Here is a 22,296-nt window from a genome sequence, read left to right as displayed (position 1 = left end):
CCGTGGAGCCCGACGTGCCGACTCAGCGCGGGGTGGCGTCAGCGCAGGGTGGCGAAGGTGATCGCCGCTGCGGCGGCGACGCCGAGGGAGTCCACACCCGACCGCATCGGGATCCGGGCCCGCACGTCGACCGCGGCCTGCGCCTGCGGCGTGAGCCCCGGGCCCTCGGCGCCGAGCAGCACCGCCGTGCGCGGGTGCGCCCGGGCGTCGATCTCCCTCAGGTCGACCGCGTCGGCGGCCGGGGTGAGCGCCACGGTCTCGTAGCCGGCAGCGCGCACCTTCGCCAGGTCACCGGGCCAGTCGGCGAGCACCGCGATCGGCAGCGACAGGACGTGCCCCATCGACACCCGCACGCACCGCCGGTACAGCGGGTCGGCGCACGTGGGGTCCAGCAGCAGTCCGTCGATGCCCAGCGCCATCGCCGAGCGGGCGATCGACCCGATGTTCTCGTGGTCGTTGAGCCCTTCCAGCACGGCGAGCCGCCGGGGCGCCGTCGGGTCCGGGCCGGCGAGCAGCTCGTCGAGGTCGGCCGGGGGCAGCCGGTCGGCCGAGGCCAGCACACCGCGGGTCAACCGGAAGCCGATCACCTCCGACAGCACCCACCGGTCGGCCTCGTAGGCCGGGATCCCGTCGGGCAGCTGCAGGTCGGCGACCCGGCCGGGGATGCCGAACACGCAGCGCACCGGGTAGGGCGAGGCGAGCAGCCGCTGCACGGCCGGCACACCCTCGACGATCACCGGGCCGGTACCGCGCTCGGTGCCCGGCTTCCGGTCACCGGCGACCAGGTCGCGGAAGTCGGCGATCCGCTCGTCGGCCGGGTCGGTGATCAGCACGGGCGGGGAGGACACGACGACGATCATCCCCGCCGCCGTCCGGCGGTCCCCGGCCGGTTCGACGGGCGCGATCCCGTCGCACACCGCACGATCGACGGCGTGAGCAGCCACGGCACGACGGTCATCGGCGGTGGCATCTCCGGGATCGCCTGCGCCCGCGCGCTGGCCGAGCAGGGCAGGGCGGTGCAGGTGCTCGACCGCGGCCGGCGGCTCGGGGGCCGGATGGGCGGCCGGACGCTGCACGGCCGGGTCGTCGACCTGGGCGCCTCCTACCTGACCGTCGGCGACGACTCCCCCTTCGCCCCGGTGGTCGCCGACTGGGTCGACCGCGGCCTGGCCCGGCCCTGGACCGACACCTTCGCCGTCGCCGGACCCGACGGCGTCGAGCAGACCAAGACCGGCCCGATGCGCTACGGCACGGCCGGGGGCCTGCGCACCCTGGTCGAGGACCTCGCCACCGGCCTCGACGTCCAGCTCGAGCGCACCGTGCAGGCCGTCACCGGCGGCGGGCAGCCCTCGGTCGACGGGCAGCCCGCGGACGCCGTCGTCCTGGCCATGCCCGACCCGCAGGCGGCCCGGCTGGTCACTCCGGACGCCGTCCCGGACGCCGACTGGCAGCCCACCCTGTCCGTCGCCCTCGGCTGGTCGACGCGACGCTGGGCCGCCGACCTGCACGGGGCGTTCGTGCACGACTCGCCCGTCCTGGACTGGCTGGCCGACGACGGCGACCGGCGCGGCGACGGCGCGGCGGTCCTGGTCGCCCACAGCACCGCCGCCTTCGCCGCCGCCCACCTCGACGACCCCGACGCGGCGGCTCCGGCGGTCGCGGCGGCGGTGCGCGCGGCGCTGGGCATCACCGAGGAGCCCGAGTGGAGCCACGTGCACCGCTGGAGCTTCGCCAAGCCCGCGCACGCCCGCGAGGCGCCGTTCGACCTCACCGGCGGGCTGGGCCTGTGCGGTGACGGCTGGTCGGCGCCGTCCAAGGTCGAGAGCGCCTGGCGCTCCGGCGACGCCCTGGGGCGCGCGCTGGCCGCCGCCCTCCCCGCCTGACCCGGGGACGGGACGCGCGTGCCGGGCGGCTTCGCCCCACCTCCCGGTCCGGCGGTGGCCGGTGCCGAGATCGAACGCTCGCAGGGCTCGGTGCCCAAGGCGGTGCTCCGCGCGATCGGCGTCCCGGCGCTGGTCGCCACGGTCATCGGACTGGCCTTCGTCGTGGTCTTCCTCGACGCCTTCCACGCCGCGCAGCCGCACGACCTCCCGGTCGGGGTGGTCGGGGACGCCGGGCAGGTCGCCCAGGTGCGCGCGGCCCTGGACCAGGCGACCCCGGGGCACTTCGCCGTCCAGGGGGTCGCCGACGAGACCGCCGCCCGCGCCGCCGTGCTCCGCCACGACCTCTACGGCGTCTACCTGCCCGGCCCGCCGCCCCGACTGCTGACCGCGGGGGCCAACGGCCAGGGCGTGACGACGACGCTCACCGGGGCGTTCACCCCGGTCGCACAGCAGGCGGGCGGGCAACTGCAGCCGGAGGACCTGCGACCACTGGCACCCGGGGACTCCCGCGGGCTGGGCATCTTCTACGCCGCCTTCGGGGTGGTGCTCGGCGGCTTCCTGTTCGGCATCCAGACCTACTCGGCGGCCCCGAAGCTGCCGCTGCGCTGGCGGGTCGTGAGCATCCTGCTGTTCGCGGTGGTCTCCGGGCTGCTGGTCGCCTGGGCCGCCGACGGCCTCTTCGCCGCCGTCCCGGCCGGGTTCGGCACGGTCGCGCTGCTGGTCGGGCTGCTCGCGCTCGCCGTGGCGGCCCCGGCCGCGCTGGTGCTGCGGACGATCGGCTCGGCCGGCACCTTCGTGACCTCGCTGGGACTGGTGATCCTCGGCAACGCGAGCAGCACCGGCAACCTGCCAGCCGCCTACCTCCCGCCGTGGCTCGAGCCACTGTCGAGCCTCCTGCCGCCGGGGGTCGCGGTGCGGGCGCTGCGCGGGGCGACCTACTTCGCCGACGACGGCGTCGCCCGGGCGTACTGGGTGCTGGGTCTGTGGACGGTCGTCCCGTTGCTGCTCATCGCAGGACTCGACGCGTTCCGCCGACGCACCGCCCCCTGATCCCGCTACCGTGACCGCCGCGCACCCCTCGTCCGGGGTGCCCTGGTCCTCGCGGGGTCCAGCTGGTCATCGCAGCGGCCGAAGAGGGGGTCATGCAGCCGACCCACCGGGACCACGCAGGACCGGTGACCCGTGCTGCCTTCCCCCGGCTGGCCATCGGCATGGCCGTGCTCGGCCTGGTCGTCGGCGCGGTCTTCCCCTTCTTCGCCGAGCTCCTCGGCGTGCCGCCCGTCTACGCCGGGACACCGGTCTTCCGGGCGGCCTGCCTGGCCGCCGGTCTCGTGCTGGGCGCGGCGAACTGGCTGCTGGCCCGGCACGTCATCGGCACCCGGCTGCGCGTCCTGGCCGACCGGCTCGGGGACGTGGCGGCCGTCGCCGCCGACCCCGTGGCCCTGGCCTCGGGCTCGGCGCCGCCGGTGACCGACCTGGCGATCCCGGTGCACTCCGCCGACGCCCTCGGCGCGGCCGCGACCGCCTTCAACGCCCTGCTGACCGCGCTGGAGCGCGAGCGCCGCTTCCGGTCGGTCGTGCACGCCACGAACGACGTGCTCGCGCTGCTCACCGACGACGGCCGCGTCGCCTTCGTCTCCGACTCCGTCACCGAGGTGCTCGGCTGGACCCGCGCGGAGCTGCAGGACCGGCACGCGAGCGACCTGCTGTACCCCGAGGACGCGCACCTGTTCACCGAGGCCGGGGCGCCGATCACCAACGAGGGCGAGCCCTCGCGGGTGTTCCTCGTGCGGGTCCGGCACGCCGCCGGCGGCTACCGGCACCTGGAGGTCAGCTCCTCCGACCGGCGCGCCGACCCGGACATCGCGGCGCTGCTGCTGACCGCCCGCGACGTCACCGAGCGGCTGGAGCTGCAGCGCCGGCTGGCCCACCAGGCCACCCACGACGACCTGACCGGCCTGCCCAACCGCGCCGCCCTGCTGGCCCGCGGCGCCGAGATGCTGGCCGGCCCGGTGCGGCTGGCGGTGCTGCTGATGGACCTCGACCGCTTCAAGGAGGTCAACGACACCCTGGGCCACAGCTACGGCGACCGGCTGCTCGCCCAGATCGGCCCGCGGCTGGTCCCGCTGCTGCGCGAGGTCGACCTCGTCGCCCGGCTGGGCGGGGACGAGTTCGCCGTCCTGCTCCCGGCGGTGACGCCGGAGGAGGCGGCCGCGGCGGCGGCCCGGCTGCGGACCGCGCTGGCCGTGCCCTTCCCCGTCGACGGGTTCGTCCTGGACGTCGACGTCAGCATCGGGGTGGCCGTCGGGTCCGGGCCCGGGGAGATCGGCGCGCTGCTGCGCCAGGCCGACGTCGCGATGTACACCGCCAAGGAGCGGCAGAGCGGCGTGGAGCTCTACGACCCGCTGTCCGACGGACACGACCGCGGCCGGTTGCGCCGGCTGGGCCACCTGCAGCAGGGCTGACCGGACCGGATCTCCCGCAGCTGGTTGCGCCCGACACCTAGGCTCTGGCTCCGATGAGCGACCACGAGGGCTCCCGCTTCGCCGCCGACCCGCTGGACGCCCCCGTCCCCGCCGCCGCCCCCGCCGCGGCCGCCACCTGCCGCGGGGTGGGCAAGACCTACCGGACGGCGACCGAGTCGGTGACCGCGCTGGACGACGTCACGCTGTCGATCCCCCGCGCGCAGGTGACCGTGGTGGTCGGGCCGTCCGGGTCGGGGAAGTCCTCGCTGCTGCGGCTGCTGGCCTGCATCGACTCCCCCGACACCGGCGAGGTGCACGTCGCCGGCCAGCGGGTCGACCGGCTCGGCGCCCGGGGCCGTCGCCGGCTGCGCCAGCGGCAGGTCGCCTACCTCTTCCAGCGGCCGGGCGAGAACCTCCTCCCCTACCTCGACGCCGTCGCCCAGGTCCGGCTGGCCGCGTCGCTGCGCGGCGCACCCGTCACCGAGGACGACGCCGTGGCGCTGCTGGACCGGCTCGGGCTGGCCGGTCGCGCCGGCCACCACCCCGCGCAGCTGTCCGGCGGTGAGCAGCAGCGTCTCGCGGTGGCCTGCGGCGTGGTCGGCGACCCGGCCCTGGTCGTCGCCGACGAACCGACCGCCGAGCTGGACACCGCGGCCGCCGAGCTGGTGCTGGCCGCGATGGAGGACCTCGCCGCGGCCGGCGTCGCCTTCGTCCTGTCCTCCCACGACCCGCGGGTGATGGCCATCGCCGACGGCTTCGTCCGGCTCGACCACGGCCGGCTGGTGGACGCGTGAGCGCCGGCGGGTTCGCCGGCACCGGGCTGGTGAAGCGGTTCTCCCGCGGCGCGGAGACGGTCACCGCGCTGGCCGGCGTCGACCTGCACGTGGACGCCGGGGAGCTGGTGGCGCTCGTGGGCCCCTCCGGCTCGGGCAAGAGCACCCTGCTGGCGCTGCTGTGCGGCTGGGAGACCGCCGACGAGGGCCGGCTGAGCTACCTCGGCCCGCTGGCCGGCCGGTCACCGGTCTCGCTGGGCTGGCCGGAGCTGGCGCTGGTCCCGCAGGCGCTCGGGCTGGTCGCCGACCTCAGCCTCGCCGACAACGTGCTGCTGCCCGCCCGACTGCGCGGCACCACCGCTGCCGAGGAGGCCCGGGCCGGAGCGCTGCTGACCGACTTCCGCGTCGACCACCTCGCCGACCGGTACCCGCACCAGGCCTCACTGGGCGAGCAGCAGCGGGTCGCCGTCGCGCGCGCCCTGCTCCTGCGCCCGGCGGTGCTGCTCGCCGACGAGCCCACCGCCCACCAGGACCGCGACAACGCCGACCGGCTGCTCGACGCGGTCGGCGCCGCCGCCCGCGCGGGCGCGGCCGTGCTGGTCGCCACCCACGACGAGCTGGCCTGGGCCCGTGCCGACCGGGTGCTGTCGATGCGCGACGGCTCCCTCACCGACGGGCCCCCCGCGTGAGCCGGCCCCCGCTGTGGCGGCTGGCGCCGTGGACGAGGGCGCCGCTGCTCGGGCTGCGCCAGCCGGCCGCGGTCATCGCGGTGCTGGTGACCTCGGCGATCCTGGCCTGCGCGGTGGCCTCGGCCCCGCTGTTCCTGTCCGCGGCGCGGTCCGCGGCCCTCCAGCAGCAGCTCTCGCAGCGGTGCGAGGAGGTGGCCCGCCCGCAGACCGGGGTCGACTCCGCCCTGGTCGACGAGCAGGGCAGGCCGCAGGACGGCGGCGACGGCAGCACCCGTCCCGCGGCCGACGAGTCGTTGCTCGAGGCCTGGGCCGACGCCGGACTGGACGCCGAACCGGTGCTGGCCACCGCCAGGATCGGGTCCTCGGAGCCCTTTTCACCGGGCATCGAGGTGCTCGGCCCCGACGGCGCGGCCCTGTCCCAGCCGTTCACCCTCTTCCAGCGCCCGGCGGCCCTGGACCACGTCGAGGTGGTCGACCGTGGGAGCGGGGCGGGGGTCTGGGTCCCGGAGACGGTGGCCGGCCAGGAGGGTCTGTCCGTGGGTGACGTGCTGTCCTTCGGGGACCAGCGGGCACCTGTCGCCGGGGTGTACCGCGACCTCGCCGTCGCCAACGCCGACGACCGGTACTGGTGCGACCACCGGCTGCTGTTCTCCAACGAGGCCTCGGCCAACCGCGCACCGCCGGCCGTGCTGCTCACCACCGACGAGCCGACCTTCTACCGGCTCGCCACGGCCTCGCTCGGCGGTGCCGTCCGGCTGCAGCAGGTGCCCGTGGACGCCTCGGCCCTGTCGGTCAGCGGTGTCCGCCGACTGCTCGAGACCCAGCAGCGCCTCATCGCCGACTCCGGGCTGCCGCTGCCCGACCGGACGTCGTCGGCCCCGGCCGTGGCCGTGCCCAACGACCGGCTGGCCGCCGTCGTCGACCGGGCCCAGCTCATCCAGTCCGGGCTCCGCGGACCGGTGGTCCCGGTCGCCGTCGCCGGCGCGCTGCTGGCCCTCGTCCTGGTCGCCGCCGCCGGCAGCTTCTGGGCCGACCGCCGGGCCACCGAGGTCCGGCTGCTGGCCGCCCGCGGGGTGGGCCCGGTGCCGCTGGCCGGCAAGGCCGCCCTGGAGCTGGCCCTGCCCGCGCTGGCCGGCGCCGCGCTGGGGTGGACGGCGTCCCGGCTGCTCATCGCCGGGCTGGGTCCGGCCGACGACCTCGACCCCGCGGCCACCACCGTTGCAGCCTGGGCCGGGGCGGCCGCGTTCGTGGTCGGTCTCGGCGCGGCGTCGGTCGTCGCCGGGCTCCGGGCGCGCAGCACCGCGGAACGGCCGTTGGGGACCGCCGCCCGCTGGCCGTCGCGGGTGCCGTGGGAACTGCTGCTGCTCGTCGCCGCCGCCGTCTGCTGGGTCCTGCTGCAGAGCCGCGAGGCGATCGTGAGCGTCGGCCACGTCGCGCAGGTCAACGGGTTGCTGGTCGCCTTCCCGCTGCTGGCCATCGCCGGTACCGCGGTGCTGCTCGGCCGGGGGGTCATCGCGCTGCTCCCCCGGCTGCGCCGCTGGGCCGGCCACCGCTCCCCCGCCGTCTTCCTCGCCGTCAACCGGCTCACCGCGGCCCGGCTGGCCACCGGCACGCTGCTGGTCGCCGTCACCCTGCCGGTCGCCGTCCTGGGGTACACCGCGACGCTGACCGCCAGCTCCCAGACGACGCTGGACGCCAAGGTCGGCGTGCAGATCGGCGCGGCGGCGGCCGCCACGACCGTCACCCGGATCGAACCGACAGCGGAGGTCGTGGCCGCCGGCACCTACCTGCTCCGCTACGACGGCAGCGCGGCCGAGGGTGCAGCGGCGGACAGCACGACCCGCGGCCGCCCCGACGTCCAGGTGCTCGCCGTCGACCCCGCCGACTTCGCCGGCACCGCGTTCTGGGACGACTCCTTCGCCGACGCCTCGCTGCCGGACCTGATGGCCGCCCTCCGGGGGCCCGAGGTCGACGGCCGGCTGCCGGTCGTCGCCGCAGGGCTGTCCCTCGGCGACCCCGACCTGCGGCTGGGCAGCACCGAGGTGCCGGCCCAGGTGGTCGCGGAGGCCCGGGTGCTGCCCGGCCGGCGCACCGCCGACCCGGTCGTGCTCGTGGCGGCGGACCGGCTGCCGGAGATCGAGCGGTCCGCCGGCGCCGCACGCTCCGCCGAGCTGTGGGTGCGCGAGGACCTGTCCGGCGCCGTGGACGCCCTCGCCGGGGCAGGCGCGATGAACATCCGCACGCTCGACCCGGCCGGCGTGCAGGAGCGGGCCAACTTCCTGGGCATCACCTGGACCTTCGGCTACCTCTCCGCCCTCGCCGTCTTCGTCGGGGTGATCGCCGTCGGCGGCCTGCTGCTGTACCTGGAGGCCCGCTCGCGCACCCGGGTGTCGGGCTACGTGATGGCCCGCCGGCTCGGCCTCACCCGGGCCGCGCACCTGCGCTCCCTGGTGGTCGAGCTGGCCGGAGTGGCCGTCGTCGGCTCGCTGCTGGGCGGCGCGCTCGCGGCCGGCGCCGTCGCGCTGGTGTACCGGCGGCTGGACGTCGACCTGCTCCGGCCGCCCACCCCGCTGCTCGACGTCCCGTGGTCGGCGCTGGCCGGCAGCGTGGTCGTCGTCCTGGTCGTGGCCGGTCTGGCCGCGCTCTACGCCCAGCGGGCCGCCGACCGGGCCGACCCGGCGTCGGTGCTGCGCGAGGACGCCTGACGGAGGAGACCGTCCGGGCTCACCCCACGTGCTCCTGGCTCACCTCCTGCACTGAGCCAGGAGCAGGCACGATCAGGTGACCTGATCCCGGCCCACCCCGAGGGGCCAGGCGGTGACCCGCTCGTAGCGCGGCGTGGGGCCCAGGTGGCTGCGCCACAGCACCACCTCGGGCGCGGTCCACACCGGGCCGCGGTACCCGGCCAGTCGCTCGGGCAGGTCGGCATCGGCGTCCTGTCCGGCGCGCCAGCGGCCCAGGGTCAGGTGCGCCCGGAACGGCCGGTCCTCCACGGGCAGCCCCACGCCGCGGGCCGCGTCGGCCAGCCGCCCGGCCAGCGCGGTCAGCCCGGCGACGTCCCCGGCCAGCCCCGCCCAGCAGACCGCGGGACGGCGCCGGGAGCCGAACCGGCCGGCCCCGGCCAGCTGCAGCGACAGCGCCGGCGCACCGGCGACCGCCGAGCCCACCGTGGCGGTCAGCGGCGCGAGCAGCGGGGCGGGGACCTCAGCGAGGAAGACGAGGGTGAGGTGCCAGCGCGCGGGCGGGGTCCAGCGCGGAGCGCCGGGTGCCGCGCGGAGCGGGACGAGTGCGCGGTCGAGGTCGGCGACCGCGGCCGGGGGCGGGTCGACGGCCAGGAAGAGCCGGCCGCCCGTGCGGGGAGCCGGCTCGGTCAGCCGGACACCACCAGGCCCGCGGCCTCGAGCTGGCTGAGCAGCCGGAGCCGCTCCAGCTCCCGGGTCGCCGGCGGCTCGGTGCGCAGCCGGTGCGGCACCTGGAGCAGGTCCGCGGCCTCCATCAGAACGTCGTCGTAGGCGGCCAGCAGGTCGCGACGGCGTTCGGCGGACAGCCCACCGGGCACCATCGACAGCTCGCCGGTGAGCCGGCGCAGGTCGGCGGCGACCACCTGCAGCGGCCGGCGCGGGCCGGTGACGGCGCGCTGGGCTCCCGTACCGGGGCTGCGGCGGCCGACCGGGTGGTGGCCTGCGGCGGCCGGCCGCGGGGTGGCCGGCCCGGCGACCCGGGGCGGCGACGGAGCCGGGCGCGGCGGTGGCGGAGGCGGCTCGTCCGCGGCGGCGGTGGACCGGATCATCCGGATCAGCAGGCGGATCACCAGGGCGAGGAGGACGGCGGCCACGACGAAGAGCGCGGCGGCGCCGCCGAGGGGCAGCAGCGACGCCCCGGCGTGTTCGGAGACCGACCCTGGTGGGGGCACCCAGCGACGGTATCGCCGTCAGCGCCGAGTCACCACGCCGACGCTCAGTGCGACGGTCGATGAGCTGGATCTGGTGCCACCCGCTCGCCGGTGACCGCCTCGGCGGGCACGCCGCCGTCGGCCTCCTCGGCCAGCACGGCGACCCGGTCCGGCGGTGCGGTCGCGGCCACGTGCAGCTGCAGCCGCGGCGGCAGGACGTGCATCTCCAGCCGCACCCGGCGGCCGCGGGCCAGCACCGCGCCGGCGGCGATCGAGACGACGACGCACACCAGCCCGCCGCTGATCAGCCCCCAGGGCGCACCCAGCCGCTCGGAGACGAAGCCGATCAGCGGGGCACCGATCGGGGTCCCGCCCAGGAACGCCATGAAGTACAGCGCCAGCACCCGGCCACGCCACTGCGGCTCGACGCCCAGCTGCACGAAGCTGTTGCACGCCACGCTGAACACCAGCGCGGCCGCACCCGTGGGGATGAGCAGGGCGGCGAAGGCGTAGTAGTTGCCCATCAGCCCGCTCACCACCAGCAGCACCCCGAAGGCCACTGCGGAGACGATCAGGAACCGCTGCAGCGGGCGGGTGCTGCGCCGGGTGGACAGCAGCGCACCGGACAGCGAGCCGACGGCGTAGGCGGTCGACAGCAGGCCGAACGCCCCGGCGCCGAGTCCGAACACCTCGCGGGCCATCAGCGCGATGGTGATCTGGGAGTTGAACCCGAACGTCCCGAGCGTGAAGGCCAGGCCCATCGCCAGCATGAGGTCGGGGTGCTGGCGGGTGTAGGCCAGCGTCTGCCGCAGCTGCCCCCGGGAGCGCGGGGCCGGTGGGCTCGGGTCGAGCTCGTCGGCACGCATCAGCGCGAGCGCGGCGATCGTGGTGGCGAAGCTGGCGGCGTTGACCAGGAACGCCGGCGCGGTGTTGCCACCGGACAGCGCGATCAGCCCACCGGCCACCGCCGGCCCCACGAGCCGGGCTGCGTTGAAGACCGTGGAGTTGAGGCTGACCGCGTTGGCCAGCAGCTCGGGCGCGACCATCTCCGAGACGAACGACTGCCGCACCGGGGTGTCCAGCGAGGACACCACCCCGACCAGCAGCGCCAGCAGGTAGACGTGCCAGAGCACGGCGGCGTCGGTGGCGACCAGCAGCCCCAGGCCGAGGGCGAGCACGCCCATCACCGCCTGGGTGGCCATCAGCAGCCGGCGCTTGTCGTAGCGGTCGGCCAGCACGCCGCCGTAGAAGCTGAAGAACAGGCTCGGCCCGAACTGCAGGGCGGTGGTGACGCCCAGCGCGACGCCGCTGTCCCCGGACAGCTGCAGCACCAGCCAGTCCTGGCCGATGCGCTGCATCCAGGTGCCGGTCTGGCTGACCAGGTTGGCCGAGACGTAGAGCCGGAAGTTGTGTGCGCGCAGCGCCCGGAACGAGCCGGCGCGGGGTGCGGGGTCAGCAGCCGTCGACGTCACCCACTGGCGAGCTCGTCCATGATCACCGCGGCCTGGCGCAGCACCTCACGCTGCTCGGCGGTCAGTTGCTGCAGCTGCCCGGACAGCCACGCCTCGCGGGCGCGCACCTCCTCGGTGAGCAGCTCCTCCGCGGCCGGGGTCAGGCCGATGACGACCTGCCGCCCGTCCGTGGCGTGCGGCGTCCGGGTGACCAGGCCCTGGGACTCCAGGGCGACGACGACCCGGGTCATCGACGGCGGCTGCACCCGCTCGTGGGCGGCCAGCTCGCCCGGGCTCATCGGCCCATGGCGCTTCAGCGTCGACAGCGCGGCCAGGTGGGTGAGCGTGACCGTGGTGTCCACCCGTTGGTTGCGCAGCCGGCGGGACAGGCGCATGACCGCCAGCCGCAGGTCGTGGGCGAGCGCCGCGGTGTCCAGCGTCGTCCGTGTCACAGGCCCCACCTTAGTCGAAGTCCGAAGCCTGCCTAACGATCCGTCTCCCCCGGCCCCCCAGGGGCCCGCCCCGGGCCTGCGAGGGGCAAGGGGGTCCTTCCTCAGAGCAGCTGCTGGATCGGCTCCAGCGCGAAGTAGACGACGAAGACGACGGCCACCACCCACATCAGCGGGTGCACGTCACGGCCGCGGCCGGTGGCGACCCGCAGCAGCACGTAGCTGACCACCCCGGCGCCGATGCCGTTGGTGATCGAGTAGGTGAACGGCATCAGCGCGATGGTCAGGAAGGCCGGGATGACCAGGGACATGTCGCCCCACTCGAGGTCCCGGATCTGGCTGATCATCATGGCGCCGACGATCACCAGCACCGGGGCGGCGGCCTCGGAGGGGACCACCTGCACCAGCGGGGTGAAGAAGGTGGCGACCAGGAACAGCACGCCGGTCACCACGCTGGCCAGCCCGGTGCGGGCGCCGTCGCCGACGCCGGCTGCGCTCTCGATGTAGGTGGTGTTCGACGAGACGCTGGCCGCGCCACCGGCCGCGGCGGCCAGCGAGTCGACCAGCAGCACCGGCTGGGAGCGCGGCAGGTTGCGGTCCTCGTCGAGCAGGTCGCCCTCCGCGCCGACGGCGGTGATGGTGCCGACCGTGTCGAAGAAGTCGGCGATCATGATCGAGAAGACGATGAGGACGGCGGCGAGCAGCCCGATCCGGTCGAAGCCGCCGAACAGCGAGAAGTTGCCGATCAGCGACAGGTCCGGGACGTCGAAGACCTGCCCGGGCCAGGTCGGCACCTGCAGCGCCCAGCCGTGCGCGTCGGCCACGGCGCCGTCGGGGCCGACGCGCGGGCCGACGTCGGCGATCGCCTCGACGACGATGGCGAAGACCGTGGTGGCGACGATGCCGATCAGCAGCGCCCCGCGCACCTTGCGGACCACGAGCACGCTGGTCAGCAGCAGGCCGACGACGAAGGTGAGCATCGGCCAGCCGGCCAGCGACCCGTTGACGCCGAAGCTGATCAGCGGGTTGCCCGGGCGGATGATGCCGGCGTCGGCCAGCCCGATGATGGTGAGGAAGAAGCCGATGCCGACGGCGATCGCCGTCTTCAGCTGCGCGGGGATGGCGGTGAACACCGCGCGGCGGAAGCCGGTGAGCACCAGCACCAGGATCAGCAGGCCCTCGAGCACGACCAAGCCCATGATCTCGGGCCAGGTGAGCTGGGTGGCGGCGTAGACCCCGACGATCGCGTTGATGCCCAGGCCGGTGGCCAGGGCCAGCGGGTAACGGCCCACGATGCCCATGGCGATCGTGAGCACGCCGGCGACCAGCGCGGTCACCGCGGCGACGGACTCGAAGCCCAGCGTGTTCCCGTTGATGTCGGCGCCGGACAGGATGATCGGGTTGAGCACCACGATGTAGGCCATCGTGAAGAAGGTGGTCAGCCCACCGCGGACCTCGCGCCCGACCGTCGAGCGGCGGGCGGTGACCTGGAAGTACCGGTCGAGGCCGTTCTTCGGTCGCATGGTGGGGCCGGCGCTGCGCCGGGCCGCGGGTGCGTCCGGACCCGTGGGGGCCCCCACCGCGGTGCTGCCGGTGCGTGCGGGCACGCGGACGGGACGGGACCTGCTGGGCATCGGGGGACCCCTTGGAACGGCGCCGGCGACCGGTCGCGCGAGGTGGCTCCCCGGCGGACCGCCCGGCGTGGTTGGCTGCGAGCGGCGACAGCGTGCCACACGTACCGACCCCGCCGGGTCACACCGGCGTTCCGACCGGGTGTCCAGCGCCTAGGGTCGGGACGTGCCCGCACCGACCCGCCCGTCCCCGCCACCCCTGCAGGTCGACACCGTGCGGGTCGTCCTGGCCGGCACCGCCCTGTGGGCGGTCGCGCTGGTGGTGCTGCTGCTGGTCGGCGACGACGTCGACCGCGTGTGGACCTGGACCTGCGTCGCCGGTGTCGTCCTCCCCGGCCTGGGCCTGGCCCTCATGCGCTGGCAGGGCCAGCGCTAGTCGCGCGCTCCGACGTCAGAGGACGTCGAAGTCGGCGGTGTCGTAGCGCGCGGTGGGGACGAACTCCGCCGGTTCGCCGGTCGTGCGCTCCAAGCTGGCCTGGCTGTGCGCGCCGCAGCCGTAGTCGGCGGTGACGACGCGTCCGTCGGCCGGGGAGAACCCGTTGCTGCAGGCGCCCAGCGACAGCCGCAGGGAGCCGGCGAGCGGGAGGTAGAAGCCACAGGTCGAGCAGGGGCCGGGCGCGTGCCGGGCCATCGCGGAGGCCGGTCCGAACTCGCTCTCCCGCCAGCGCTCGGCGGCCTCGCGGCGGCCCTCGACCGACAGCACCCGCTCGCGGCCGATGCCGAGCTCCTCGGCGACCACGCGGCCGGACGGGTCCTCGGCGGAGTCGTCGTCGGCGAGGTAGGTGGGCACCAGGCGCGCGTCGTCCTCGGTGGAGGGCAGCACGTCGCCGACCGACAGGTCGCCCGGGCGCAGCCGCTCGTGCCAGGGAACCCAGGCCGGGGCGAGCAGCGCGGAGTCACCGGGCAGCAGCACGACCTCGTCGAGGGTGGGGTGCTCGTCGCCGGGGACGACGGCCAGCGTCACCGCCCAGTGCCAGCCCAGGTAGCCGGGCAGGCCGGCGGCGAAGGAGTGGGTGAGCACCATGCCCAGGGCCGGGTCGGCGTCGTCCGCGACCGGCTCGGTGTGGGTGCCGAGGTGCTCACCGACCACCGCCGGGTCACCGGCGACGTCGACGGCGGCGGCGCGGGCCAGCTCGACCGCGGCGGCCAGCACCTCCTCGGGTGCGGGTCCTGGGGCGGCGGCGGAGGCAGCGGAGTCGGACACACCGCCATTGTCGCCGATGGCACCAAGCGTGCGGCGGGCGCGCGTCGCAGCCCCCGGTCCGGGTCGCAGGAGCGGGCCCGGCGTGGGACACAGCGGGCTGCGGCACGATGTGCCGGTGCCCGACTCCCCGCTCCCCCGCGCGCGGCTGCGGCGGCGGACGACGCGGCGGCAGCCCGAGCCGGGCGTGGAGACCTCACCGCTGGGCATCCGCCGCATGCAGACCCGCCCGCTGCCGGTCGTCGGCGCCCCGGGTGACGCCGTCGCCACTCGGCCGACCGCCGTCCCGCCGGCGGGCACGCCCGGCGTGGACACCACCCCGCACGCCGTCGCACCCGAGGCCACCGCACCCTCCGGGACGGCGCCCGCGCTCGGGGCCCGGCCGCCGCGGCTGACCGTCACCCGGGTGGCCGCCGCCCGGTCGCGGGAGCTCAGCGGCGCGGCGGTGCGGCGGGTGCGGACGGCCAGCCGGGCCGACGGCGCGGGCGACAGCGGGCTGTCCGGCCTGCTCGGCGTCAACGCGCTGCACGTCGCCGGGGACGCGATGATCGCCGTCTCGCTGGCCGGCACGCTGTTCTTCGCCGCCGCGGCCGACGCCCAGCGCGGCAACGTCGCGCTGTACCTGCTGGTGACGATGGCCCCGTTCGCGGTCGTCGCGCCGGTCATCGGCCCGGCCCTGGACCGCCTGCAGCGGGGCCGCCGCTGGGCGCTCGCCGGGAGTCTGGCCGCGCGGGCGGTGCTGGCGGTCGTGATGGCCGTGCACCACGACGACCTGGCGCTGTACCCGGCCGCCCTCGGGGTGCTGGTGCTGAGCAAGGGCTTCAACGTGCTGCGGGGCGCGGTGGTCCCCCGGGTCCTGCCCCCGGCCCTGTCGCTGACCTCGGCCAACGCCCGGATGTCGGTGTTCGGACTGGCCGCCGGCGGGGTGGCCGGCGGGCTCGGGGCCGGGCTGGCCTGGCTGCTCGGGTTCGGCTGGGAGCTGGGCGCGACCGCCGCGGTGTTCACCGTCGCCGCCGTGCTGGCGGTGCGGCTGCCCGCGCACGTCGACGTCCCGGCAGGCGAGGACCCCGCCGACGTCCTGCGCACCACCCCGATCGAGCTGCCCGGCCGGCGCCGGGCGACCACGCCGCACGTGGTCACCGCGCTGCGGGCCACCGCGGCGCTGCGCGGGCTCAGCGGCTTTCTCACCATCTTCGCCGCGTTCCTGGTGCAGGCCACCGTGGACGACGGCTGGCCGGCCACGATCGCGCTCGGGTCGCTGGCGGCCGCCGCGGGGGTCGGGAGCTTCCTGGGCACCGCGGCCGGCTCCCGGCTGCGCACCGCCAGCCCCGACCGGGTGGTGCTCGTGGCCGCCGGGGTGGCCGCCGCCATCACCGTGGTGGCCGCCGTCTTCTACAGTCTGCCGATGGCCGCCCTGGTCGCCTTCGTGGCCGCGGTGACCAACGCGCTGGGCAAGGCCGCCCTCGACGCGATCGTCCAGCGGGAGGTGCCCGACCGGCTGCGCGCGTCGGCGTTCGCCCGCTCGGAGACCTGGCTGCAGCTGGCCTGGGTGGTCGGCGGGGCGCTGGCGATCGGGCTGCCCAGCACCGGCTGGATCGGCTTCACCGTCGCGGCGGCGCTGCTGGTGCTCGCCGTCGGCCTGACCCTGTGGAGCCTGCGCAGCCGCCGGGTCCTCCCCACCACCGAGCAGGAGGCACGGACGTGAGCAGCACCGCACGGGCGGCGACGGGGGCGGTGCTCCTCGGCGGGCTGCTGGTGCTCAGCGGGTGCGGTGGGCCGGGCGGCCGGGCCGCGCCCGTCCCGACGGTCACGGTGCAGGCCGGCGGCGACCCGGTGACGGTCTCCCCGACCCAGTACTGCCGCGACGGGGAGGGCGAGCGGTACCAGGTGACCGCACCGATCCTGACGGTCGCCCCGGACACCACCGTCGTCCTGACCGTGGCCGACGAGGTGGCCGCGTCCGGCTGGGGCGTGCAGGTGTTCGACGAGCAGTTGAACGACAGGATCGGCGAGGTGGAGGTCGAGGACGGCACCGTCGTCCTCGACGACATCAACACCTCTGACGTCGTCCCGGCGACGTACTACCTCGTGGTCGTGCAGGACGCCGACCCGGAGGCCTGTAACGGCCTGTCCGGCGCCTGGCCGATCGGCGTCATCCGGGCCGGCGCCGGCGCGCCGACGACCAGCCCGTCCGAGACCCCCGCCGACACGCCGACGGCCAGCCCCTCCCCGAGCCCCACCGGCTGACCCGGCCCCGCTGCGGGGGCCGCACCGGGCGCGCTGCTCCGCGGCGGACCGCCGCGGCTCACGGGAGCACCCCGCCCCGCCCCTACGCTGGCCGCCGTGTCGACCCCCGACCGCGCGCCCGCGCCGCACCCGGACCACCGGTTCAGCCTGGCCAACGAGCGCACCCTGCTGGCCTGGCTGCGCACCGCGCTGGCCCTGGTGGCGGGCGGGGTGGCGATGACCCAGTTCGTGCCGGAGCTCGGCCTCCCGGCGGGCGGCCCGGCGGTCTCGGTCGCGCTCGTGCTGACCGGCGGGGTGACGGCGGTGGCCGGGCACCGGCGGTACCGGCGCAACGAGCGGGCGATCGCGGCGGACGAGCCGCTGCCGGTGAGCACGGCGGCGGCCTGGGTCACCGGGCTGGTCGCGCTGCTGGCGGTGGTGCTGCTCGTGCTGGTCGCGGTCGAGATCGGCCGCGGGTGAGCGCCGCGGAGACCCAGCCGGCGCGGACCGTGCTGGCCTGGCAGCGGACCGGGCTGGGGGTGCTGGCGGTGGCCGGGCTGCTGCTGCGCTCGGCGGCGGTGCACGGCCGCCCGGCGGTGCTCGCCCTGGCTGCGGTCGTGGCCGCGTCGGGGCTGGTCGTGCTGGGTGTGCTCACCCGACGCCGGGCCGGGTCCGCGCAGCGGGCGGCCGGACGCGCGGGAGACGCCCGGGCGCCCCGGCTCGCGGCCGTGGCCACGGGGCTGGTGGTGCTGTGCGCGGTGTGCGCCCTCGCGGCGGACCTGGTGGTCCGCACCGGCTGACCGCCGGCCGCGCCACCGCCGGCCCGGAGTCCGGGTCGGCGGCGGCGCGGTGCAGGTCAGTCGCGCGCGCGACCGGAGGGGTTCGGCCGGTCGGTGGGGTGCGCGTAGCGCAGCCGCTCCGGGGGGAGCGGGAAGGCGTGGTCCTCGCCGAACGGCGAGAGGCCACCGGCCATCTCGCCGAGCAGCTCGGTGACCGGCGGGCCGTCACCCGTCGACTGCCCCCAGGTCGGCTCGACCAGGTGGGCGTGCTTGTCCTTGCGCTTGGACGACATCGGGCCTCCATCTGCGGTGCGGTGCCCGGGTCAGCTCCCCGGGTGCCTCGGTGCCATCATCCCGGACAGCCGCGCCCGCGTGCACCCGCACTCCCGCCCGTGTCGCTGGGAGGGGTCAGCGGCGGCGGGCCGGGCGCGCGCCGTAGACCGTGCCGGCGCCGTCGGCGGACAGCACCCACTCCTGCGGGGCGACCTCCGCCCAGCGCACCTCGGCGCCGGACAGCCGCTGCACCTCCCGGGTGCGCCACACCGCCGTGGACATCAGCCGCAACCGCAGCGGCTCGTCGACGTCGTCGGACTCGACGTGCAGCATCGCCGGCCCCGCGATGCGCAGGACGCCGGAGCGCCAGGGCTCGCGGGCCAGGCCGGCGGTCCACCGGCGCACCCGCAGCAGCGAGCCGAGCCCGGCCAGGGCGGCCGCCGTCCCGGCCAGCACCAGCCCGACGACGAACAGCCCGGCGCCGGGGACCCGGGAGCCGCCGTCCTCGGCGATCCGGATCACGGCCGAGCCGAGCACGAACCCGAGGACGACGGCGAGCACCCCGCCGCCCAGCCAGCGCAGCGCACCGGCCCGGAGCGCGGCCAGGTCGGTGCGGGTCTGCGGGTCGTCGAGGGCGGGCACGGCGGCGATGCTCCCAGACCGGCACGTCCAGGGAGCCCGGGTCGTGGGACCCGCCCCGACCGCGGCGGGTCCACCGGTCGGGTGAGCGGCACCGGCCGCCGCAGCGGCACCACCCCCGCCCGACGTAGCGTGGAGCGGATGCCCGCCGACCAGCCCGCCACGCTCGCCGCCTGGTTGCGCACCCGCACCGACGAGCAACTGGGCGCCCTCCTGGTCGCCCGGCCCGACGTCGCGCGCCCCGCCCCCTCCGACGTCGTGGGGCTGGCGACCCGCCTCGCCGTCCCGGTCTCGGTCGACCGGGCGCTCGACGAGCTGGACGCCGCCACGCTGCAGGTGCTCGACGCCGTCCTGCTCTCCCCCACCGACGGCGTCGCCCGTACCGAGCTGCCCGGCCTGCTGTCCGCCGTCCCCCCGGAGGTCGTGTCGGCCGCGGTGGAGTCGCTGACCACTCGGGCGCTGCTGTGGGGCGACGACGAGCTGCGCGCCCCCGAGCCGGTGCGCCGCGCGGTCCGCTACCCCGCGGGTCTGGGCCGGCGGGCCACCGACCTGCGGGTGCTGCTGCCCCGCGACCTGCCCGCCACGCTGGCCGAGCTCGCCCCCGACGAGCGCACCGTGCTCGACCGGCTGGCCGGGGACCGCCCGGTGGGCCACCTGCCCGACTCCTCCGCGGGCTCGCTCACCCCGGCCCGGCGGTTGCTGCAGGCCGGGCTGCTGGCCCGGATCGACGCGATCAACGTCGAGCTGCCCCGGGAGATCGGGCTGCTCCTGCGCGGCGACTCCCCGCTCGGCCCGCCGCGACTGCGCCCCGAGCCGGAGGTCACCCGCCGCGACCCGGCCCGCGTCGACCAGCAGGCTGCAGGCTCCGCGCTCGAGGTGCTGAGCCGGGTCACCGACGTCCTCACCGCCCTGGAACAAGAGCCGGCCGGACTGCTGCGCAGCGGCGGGCTCGGCGTGCGCGACGCGAAGCGGCTGGCCAAGGAGCTCAAGGTCGGCGAGCGCGACATCGCGTTCCTGGTCGAGGTCGCCCACGCCGCCGGGCTGCTGGACGTCGGCGGCGCGCAGCGCGACGAGTGGCTGCCGACCCGCGGCTACGACGCCTGGCGCGAGCAGGACCTCACCGACCGCTGGGCGGTGCTCGCCGAGGGCTGGCTGACCAGCCCGCGGCTGATCTCCCTGGTCGGCGAGCGCGACGTCGCGGGCAAGGCGGTGAACGTGCTCTCACCCGACGTGGTCCGGCAGACCGCGCCGGCGCTGCGCCGCTCCGCGCTGGCGGTGCTGGCGGAGTTCGGCCCCGGCGAGGGCCTGGCCCCCGGCGAGCTCGTCTCGCTGCTGCGCTGGCGCACCCCGCGGCGGGCGGACCGGCTGTCCCCCGTGCCGGACCTGCTCGCCGAGGCCGAGCGGCTGGGCATCGCGGTCAGCGGGGTGCTCAGCTCCGGCGGTCGCGGCCTGCTGGCCGACGGCGAGGACGGCGCCGCGGACGGCATGCGCGGCCTGCTGCCGGCCCCGGTCGACCACGTGCTCGCCCAGCCCGACCTCTCCCTCATCGCCCCGGGCCCGCTGCTCGCCGACCTGGCCGGGACGCTGGCCGTGGTCGCGGACGTCGAGTCCTCCGGCGGCGCCACGGTGTACCGGGTCTCGGAGTCCAGCATCCGGCGCGCGCTGGACTCCGGCTGGTCGGCCAGCGACCTGCACGACTTCTTCACCAGCGCCTCCCGCACCCCGGTGCCGCAGGCGCTGGACTACCTGGTCGACGACGTCGCCCGCCAGCACGGCCGGCTGCGGGTCGGCGCCATCGAGTGCTACGTCCGCTCCGACGACCACGGGCTGGTCTCCCAGGTGCTCAGCGACCGGCGCACCGCCAACGCCGAGCTTCGTCGGCTGGCGCCCGGGGTCCTGGTCAGCGGGCTGGCGGCCGACGAGGTGCTCACCGTGCTGCGCGCCGCTGGGTACGCCCCGGCCGGCGAGTCCTCGGGCGGCGCGGTCCTGACCCGGCCCAAGGCGCCGGCGCGGGCCGTCGGGCGTCGTCCCGGGAGCCCGGCCGCCGCCGGTCCCCGGCCGCTGCGACCGGAGGACGTCGCGGCCACCGTCCGGGAGGTCCGCGCCGGGGACGCCGCGCTGGCCGCGCGCCGGGCCGAGCCGGTGCGGCAGATCCCCGGAGTCACCACCGCCAGCACCCTGGAGCTGCTCTCGCGCGCGGTCAGCGGGGGCCTGCCGGTGTGGCTGGGCTACGTCGACGCCCAGGGCAGCGGCAGCCAGCGCGTCGTCCAGCCGGTGTCGCTGTCCGGTGGCTTCCTGCAGGGCTTCGGCGAGGGCCGCGGCGAGACGCGCACCTTCGCCGTCCACCGGATCACGTCGGTCGCGCTGGTCGGACCGCAGGACGACCCCACCCCGTCCTGAGACCTGTTCCCCTGACCGGGTGACTCCGGGATGATCACGGCCCTGCCCGGTGTTCCGCGGAGGTAGTTGGTGTAGACAACCAGCGGCCGGGCGGACCGTCCGGACCTCCGCTGGCTCTGTCGCGGGCAGGAGTGGTGGAGATGACGAGCAGGACGACGGTCGCCGACCGGCTGGCCGGGGCACTGGGTGCGGTGCTGGGGACGAGCGAGCTGCCGGTGCGGCTGCGCGGCTGGGACGGGTCGGTCACCGGCCCGGCCGGCGCCCCGGTGGTCGCGGTGAACTCGCGACGGGCGCTGCGCCGGATGGTCTGGGCACCGGGCGAGCTGGGCCTGGCCCGGGCCTACGTCGCGGGTGAGATGGACATCGAGGACGACGTCTTCGCGACCTTCGCCGCACTCCGGACGGCGGGCCGGCTGACCCAGGACGGCCCGGCGGCGCAGACCACCTGGCGCGAGCGGCTGTCGCTGCTCGGGACGGCCCTGCGGCTGGGCGCGATCGGCCCGGAGCCGGCCCCGCCGGCCGAGGAGTCCGCGGTCGAGCGGCGCGGGCACCGGCACTCCCGCCACCGGGACGCCGCCGCGATCAGCCACCACTACGACGTGGGCAACGACTTCTACGAGCTGGTGCTCGGCCCGTCGATGGTCTACTCCTGCGCGGTCTGGGCGACCCCGCAGACCGGCCTGGACGCCGCGCAGGAGGCCAAGCTGGACCTGGTCTGCCGCAAGCTCGGGCTGACCGAGGGCACCCGGCTGCTGGACGTCGGCTGTGGGTGGGGCTCGATGGCCATCCACGCCGCGCAGCGGTACGGCGCCGTCGTCGTCGGCGTCACGCTGTCGGAGGAGCAGGCCCGGATGGCCCGCAAGCGGGTGGCCGAGGCCGGGCTGACCGACAAGATCGACATCCGCGTGCAGGACTACCGCGAGATCGACGACGAGCCCTTCGACGCGATCAGCTCGATCGGCATGGCCGAGCACGTGGGCCGCGCGGAGATGCCCCGGTACGCCGCCCAGTTGGCCCGGCTCCTGCGCCCCGGCGGCCGGCTGCTCAACCACGCCATCGCCTGGAACGCCGGCCGCTCGGTGGTGCGCCCGGACAGCTTCATCGGCCGCTACGTCTTCCCCGACGGCGAGCTGCTGAACCTCGGCGAGACGGTGGGCTTCCTGGAGAGCGTGGAAATGGAGGTCCTCGACGTCGAGGCGCTGCGCCAGCACTACGCGCTCACCCTGCGCGCCTGGGTCGACCGGCTGGAGGAGAACTGGGACGCCGCCGTCGCCGCGACCAGCGAGGGCCGGGCGCGGGTGTGGCGGCTGTACATGGCCGCCAGTGCGCTCACGTTCGAGTCCGGCGAGATGGGCGTGAACCAGGTGCTGCTGCAGAAGCGCGGCGGTGGCCAGCACCCCCCGCTCCGCCGCGACGCCTGGCTCTGACCACCCACACCCCGGGGGCGGAAGTGGCCACTCCAGCCCCCGGGTGCGGGCCATGCCGACGCCGTCCCGGGGTGAGAGCTGCGATCTCGTGGCTTCCCGGCCCCGCAGGCCACGAGAA

22 protein-coding genes are annotated in these 22,296 nt (G+C 76.5%); 13 read left to right on the top strand and 9 right to left on the bottom strand.

Features of this window, described 5'->3' with window-relative positions:
- Window positions 1-38: 38 nt before the first annotated feature.
- Complete coding sequence (locus GCU67_RS11395) at window positions 39-944, bottom strand: TrmH family RNA methyltransferase (protein ID WP_338104943.1); 906 nt, start codon at window positions 942-944, stop codon at window positions 39-41.
- On the opposite strand from GCU67_RS11395, the gene GCU67_RS11390 reads away from it, so the two are divergent.
- The 6 genes from GCU67_RS11390 (at window position 933) to GCU67_RS11365 (ending at window position 8,515) form a co-directional block, all read left to right on the top strand.
- Window positions 933-1,883, top strand: a complete 951-nt coding sequence (locus GCU67_RS11390) for an NAD(P)/FAD-dependent oxidoreductase (RefSeq protein ID WP_338104942.1) — start codon at window positions 933-935, stop codon at window positions 1,881-1,883. The genes GCU67_RS11395 and GCU67_RS11390 overlap by 12 nt on opposite strands.
- A 54-nt stretch (window positions 1,884-1,937) precedes the next feature.
- Window positions 1,938-2,933, top strand: coding sequence for an ABC transporter permease (locus GCU67_RS11385; protein WP_163611336.1), 996 nt, complete (start codon window positions 1,938-1,940; stop codon window positions 2,931-2,933).
- A 125-nt stretch (window positions 2,934-3,058) separates the two neighbouring features.
- Complete coding sequence (locus GCU67_RS11380) at window positions 3,059-4,348, top strand: diguanylate cyclase domain-containing protein (RefSeq protein ID WP_163611335.1); 1,290 nt, start codon at window positions 3,059-3,061, stop codon at window positions 4,346-4,348.
- 53 nt (window positions 4,349-4,401) lie between these two features.
- Window positions 4,402-5,142, top strand: coding sequence for an ABC transporter ATP-binding protein (locus tag GCU67_RS11375; RefSeq protein ID WP_163611334.1), 741 nt, complete (start codon window positions 4,402-4,404; stop codon window positions 5,140-5,142).
- Window positions 5,139-5,810 carry an ATP-binding cassette domain-containing protein gene (locus GCU67_RS11370; RefSeq protein WP_163611333.1) on the top strand — a complete coding sequence of 224 codons (672 nt, stop codon included), beginning with the start codon at window positions 5,139-5,141 and terminating at the stop codon, window positions 5,808-5,810. The genes GCU67_RS11375 and GCU67_RS11370 overlap by 4 nt, the downstream gene beginning before the upstream one ends.
- Window positions 5,807-8,515, top strand: coding sequence for an FtsX-like permease family protein (locus tag GCU67_RS11365; protein WP_163611332.1), 2,709 nt, complete (start codon window positions 5,807-5,809; stop codon window positions 8,513-8,515). The genes GCU67_RS11370 and GCU67_RS11365 overlap by 4 nt, the downstream gene beginning before the upstream one ends.
- A gap of 72 nt (window positions 8,516-8,587) precedes the next feature.
- On the opposite strand, the gene thpR is transcribed toward GCU67_RS11365, so the two are convergent.
- From thpR to GCU67_RS11340, 5 genes are all read right to left on the bottom strand, one after another.
- Entirely contained in the window at window positions 8,588-9,145 is a 558-nt protein-coding gene (thpR, locus tag GCU67_RS11360) for an RNA 2',3'-cyclic phosphodiesterase (RefSeq protein ID WP_246214992.1), read from the bottom strand.
- 35 nt (window positions 9,146-9,180) lie between these two features.
- A complete protein-coding gene (locus tag GCU67_RS11355) occupies window positions 9,181-9,723 on the bottom strand; it encodes a hypothetical protein (protein WP_163611331.1) in 543 nt (180 codons plus the stop codon).
- 44 nt (window positions 9,724-9,767) lie between these two features.
- A complete protein-coding gene (locus GCU67_RS11350) occupies window positions 9,768-11,174 on the bottom strand; it encodes an MFS transporter (RefSeq protein ID WP_163611330.1) in 1,407 nt (468 codons plus the stop codon).
- A complete protein-coding gene (locus tag GCU67_RS11345) occupies window positions 11,171-11,605 on the bottom strand; it encodes a MarR family transcriptional regulator (RefSeq protein ID WP_163611329.1) in 435 nt (144 codons plus the stop codon). The genes GCU67_RS11350 and GCU67_RS11345 overlap by 4 nt, the downstream gene beginning before the upstream one ends.
- A 101-nt stretch (window positions 11,606-11,706) precedes the next feature.
- Entirely contained in the window at window positions 11,707-13,209 is a 1,503-nt protein-coding gene (locus GCU67_RS11340; RefSeq protein WP_338104941.1) for an NCS2 family permease, read from the bottom strand.
- Between the two features lie 190 nt (window positions 13,210-13,399).
- Between GCU67_RS11340 and GCU67_RS11335 the strand changes: the two genes are divergently transcribed.
- A complete protein-coding gene (locus GCU67_RS11335; RefSeq protein ID WP_163611327.1) occupies window positions 13,400-13,609 on the top strand; it encodes a DUF2530 domain-containing protein in 210 nt (69 codons plus the stop codon).
- Between the two features lie 15 nt (window positions 13,610-13,624).
- Here the strand turns inward: GCU67_RS11335 and GCU67_RS11330 are convergent, their stop codons facing one another.
- Window positions 13,625-14,437 carry a DUF3027 domain-containing protein gene (locus GCU67_RS11330; protein ID WP_163611326.1) on the bottom strand — a complete coding sequence of 271 codons (813 nt, stop codon included), beginning with the start codon at window positions 14,435-14,437 and terminating at the stop codon, window positions 13,625-13,627.
- Window positions 14,438-14,552: 115 nt separating this feature from the next.
- Between GCU67_RS11330 and GCU67_RS11325 the strand changes: the two genes are divergently transcribed.
- The 4 genes from GCU67_RS11325 to GCU67_RS11310 all read left to right on the top strand — a co-directional run bounded on the left by GCU67_RS11325 (window position 14,553) and on the right by GCU67_RS11310 (window position 17,460).
- Window positions 14,553-16,139 carry an MFS transporter gene (locus GCU67_RS11325; protein WP_338104939.1) on the top strand — a complete coding sequence of 529 codons (1,587 nt, stop codon included), beginning with the start codon at window positions 14,553-14,555 and terminating at the stop codon, window positions 16,137-16,139.
- Window positions 16,136-16,681: a DUF2771 family protein gene (locus GCU67_RS11320; protein ID WP_338104938.1), complete on the top strand. Its 546-nt coding sequence runs from the start codon at window positions 16,136-16,138 to the stop codon at window positions 16,679-16,681. The genes GCU67_RS11325 and GCU67_RS11320 overlap by 4 nt, the downstream gene beginning before the upstream one ends.
- A 96-nt stretch (window positions 16,682-16,777) precedes the next feature.
- Window positions 16,778-17,140 carry a DUF202 domain-containing protein gene (locus GCU67_RS11315; RefSeq protein ID WP_163611325.1) on the top strand — a complete coding sequence of 121 codons (363 nt, stop codon included), beginning with the start codon at window positions 16,778-16,780 and terminating at the stop codon, window positions 17,138-17,140.
- The gene (locus tag GCU67_RS11310) at window positions 17,137-17,460 is read left to right on the top strand and encodes a DUF202 domain-containing protein (RefSeq protein ID WP_163611324.1); all 324 of its coding nucleotides are present in this window, start codon (window positions 17,137-17,139) and stop codon (window positions 17,458-17,460) included. The genes GCU67_RS11315 and GCU67_RS11310 overlap by 4 nt, the downstream gene beginning before the upstream one ends.
- Before the next feature lie 56 nt (window positions 17,461-17,516).
- Here the strand turns inward: GCU67_RS11310 and GCU67_RS11305 are convergent, their stop codons facing one another.
- Window positions 17,517-17,732, bottom strand: a complete 216-nt coding sequence (locus GCU67_RS11305) for a hypothetical protein (RefSeq protein WP_163611323.1) — start codon at window positions 17,730-17,732, stop codon at window positions 17,517-17,519.
- A 115-nt stretch (window positions 17,733-17,847) separates the two neighbouring features.
- Window positions 17,848-18,354: a hypothetical protein gene (locus GCU67_RS11300; RefSeq protein WP_163611322.1), complete on the bottom strand. Its 507-nt coding sequence runs from the start codon at window positions 18,352-18,354 to the stop codon at window positions 17,848-17,850.
- A 138-nt stretch (window positions 18,355-18,492) separates the two neighbouring features.
- Between GCU67_RS11300 and GCU67_RS11295 the strand changes: the two genes are divergently transcribed.
- Both GCU67_RS11295 and GCU67_RS11290 read left to right on the top strand, forming a co-directional pair.
- Entirely contained in the window at window positions 18,493-20,751 is a 2,259-nt protein-coding gene (locus GCU67_RS11295; RefSeq protein WP_163611321.1) for a helicase C-terminal domain-containing protein, read from the top strand.
- A 140-nt stretch (window positions 20,752-20,891) separates the two neighbouring features.
- Window positions 20,892-22,178, top strand: a complete 1,287-nt coding sequence (locus GCU67_RS11290; RefSeq protein ID WP_163611320.1) for an SAM-dependent methyltransferase — start codon at window positions 20,892-20,894, stop codon at window positions 22,176-22,178.
- Window positions 22,179-22,296 lie beyond the last annotated feature (118 nt).

The organism is Modestobacter muralis, assembly GCF_010682105.1.
Taxonomy (GTDB): domain Bacteria; phylum Actinomycetota; class Actinomycetes; order Mycobacteriales; family Geodermatophilaceae; genus Modestobacter; species Modestobacter muralis.
This window is presented reverse-complemented; position numbering and strand designations above follow the sequence as displayed.

Bases quoted from the DNA above. Each gene is read 5' to 3' on its own strand.
- GCU67_RS11375 (WP_163611334.1), top strand. From the start codon at position 4,402: ATGAGCGACCACGAGGGCTCCCGCTTCGCCGCCGACCCGCTGGACGCC.
- GCU67_RS11305 (WP_163611323.1), bottom strand. From the start codon at position 17,732: ATGTCGTCCAAGCGCAAGGACAAGCACGCCCACCTGGTCGAGCCGACC.
- GCU67_RS11295 (WP_163611321.1), top strand. From the start codon at position 18,493: ATGCCCGCCGACCAGCCCGCCACGCTCGCCGCCTGGTTGCGCACCCGC.
- GCU67_RS11290 (WP_163611320.1), top strand. From the start codon at position 20,892: ATGACGAGCAGGACGACGGTCGCCGACCGGCTGGCCGGGGCACTGGGT.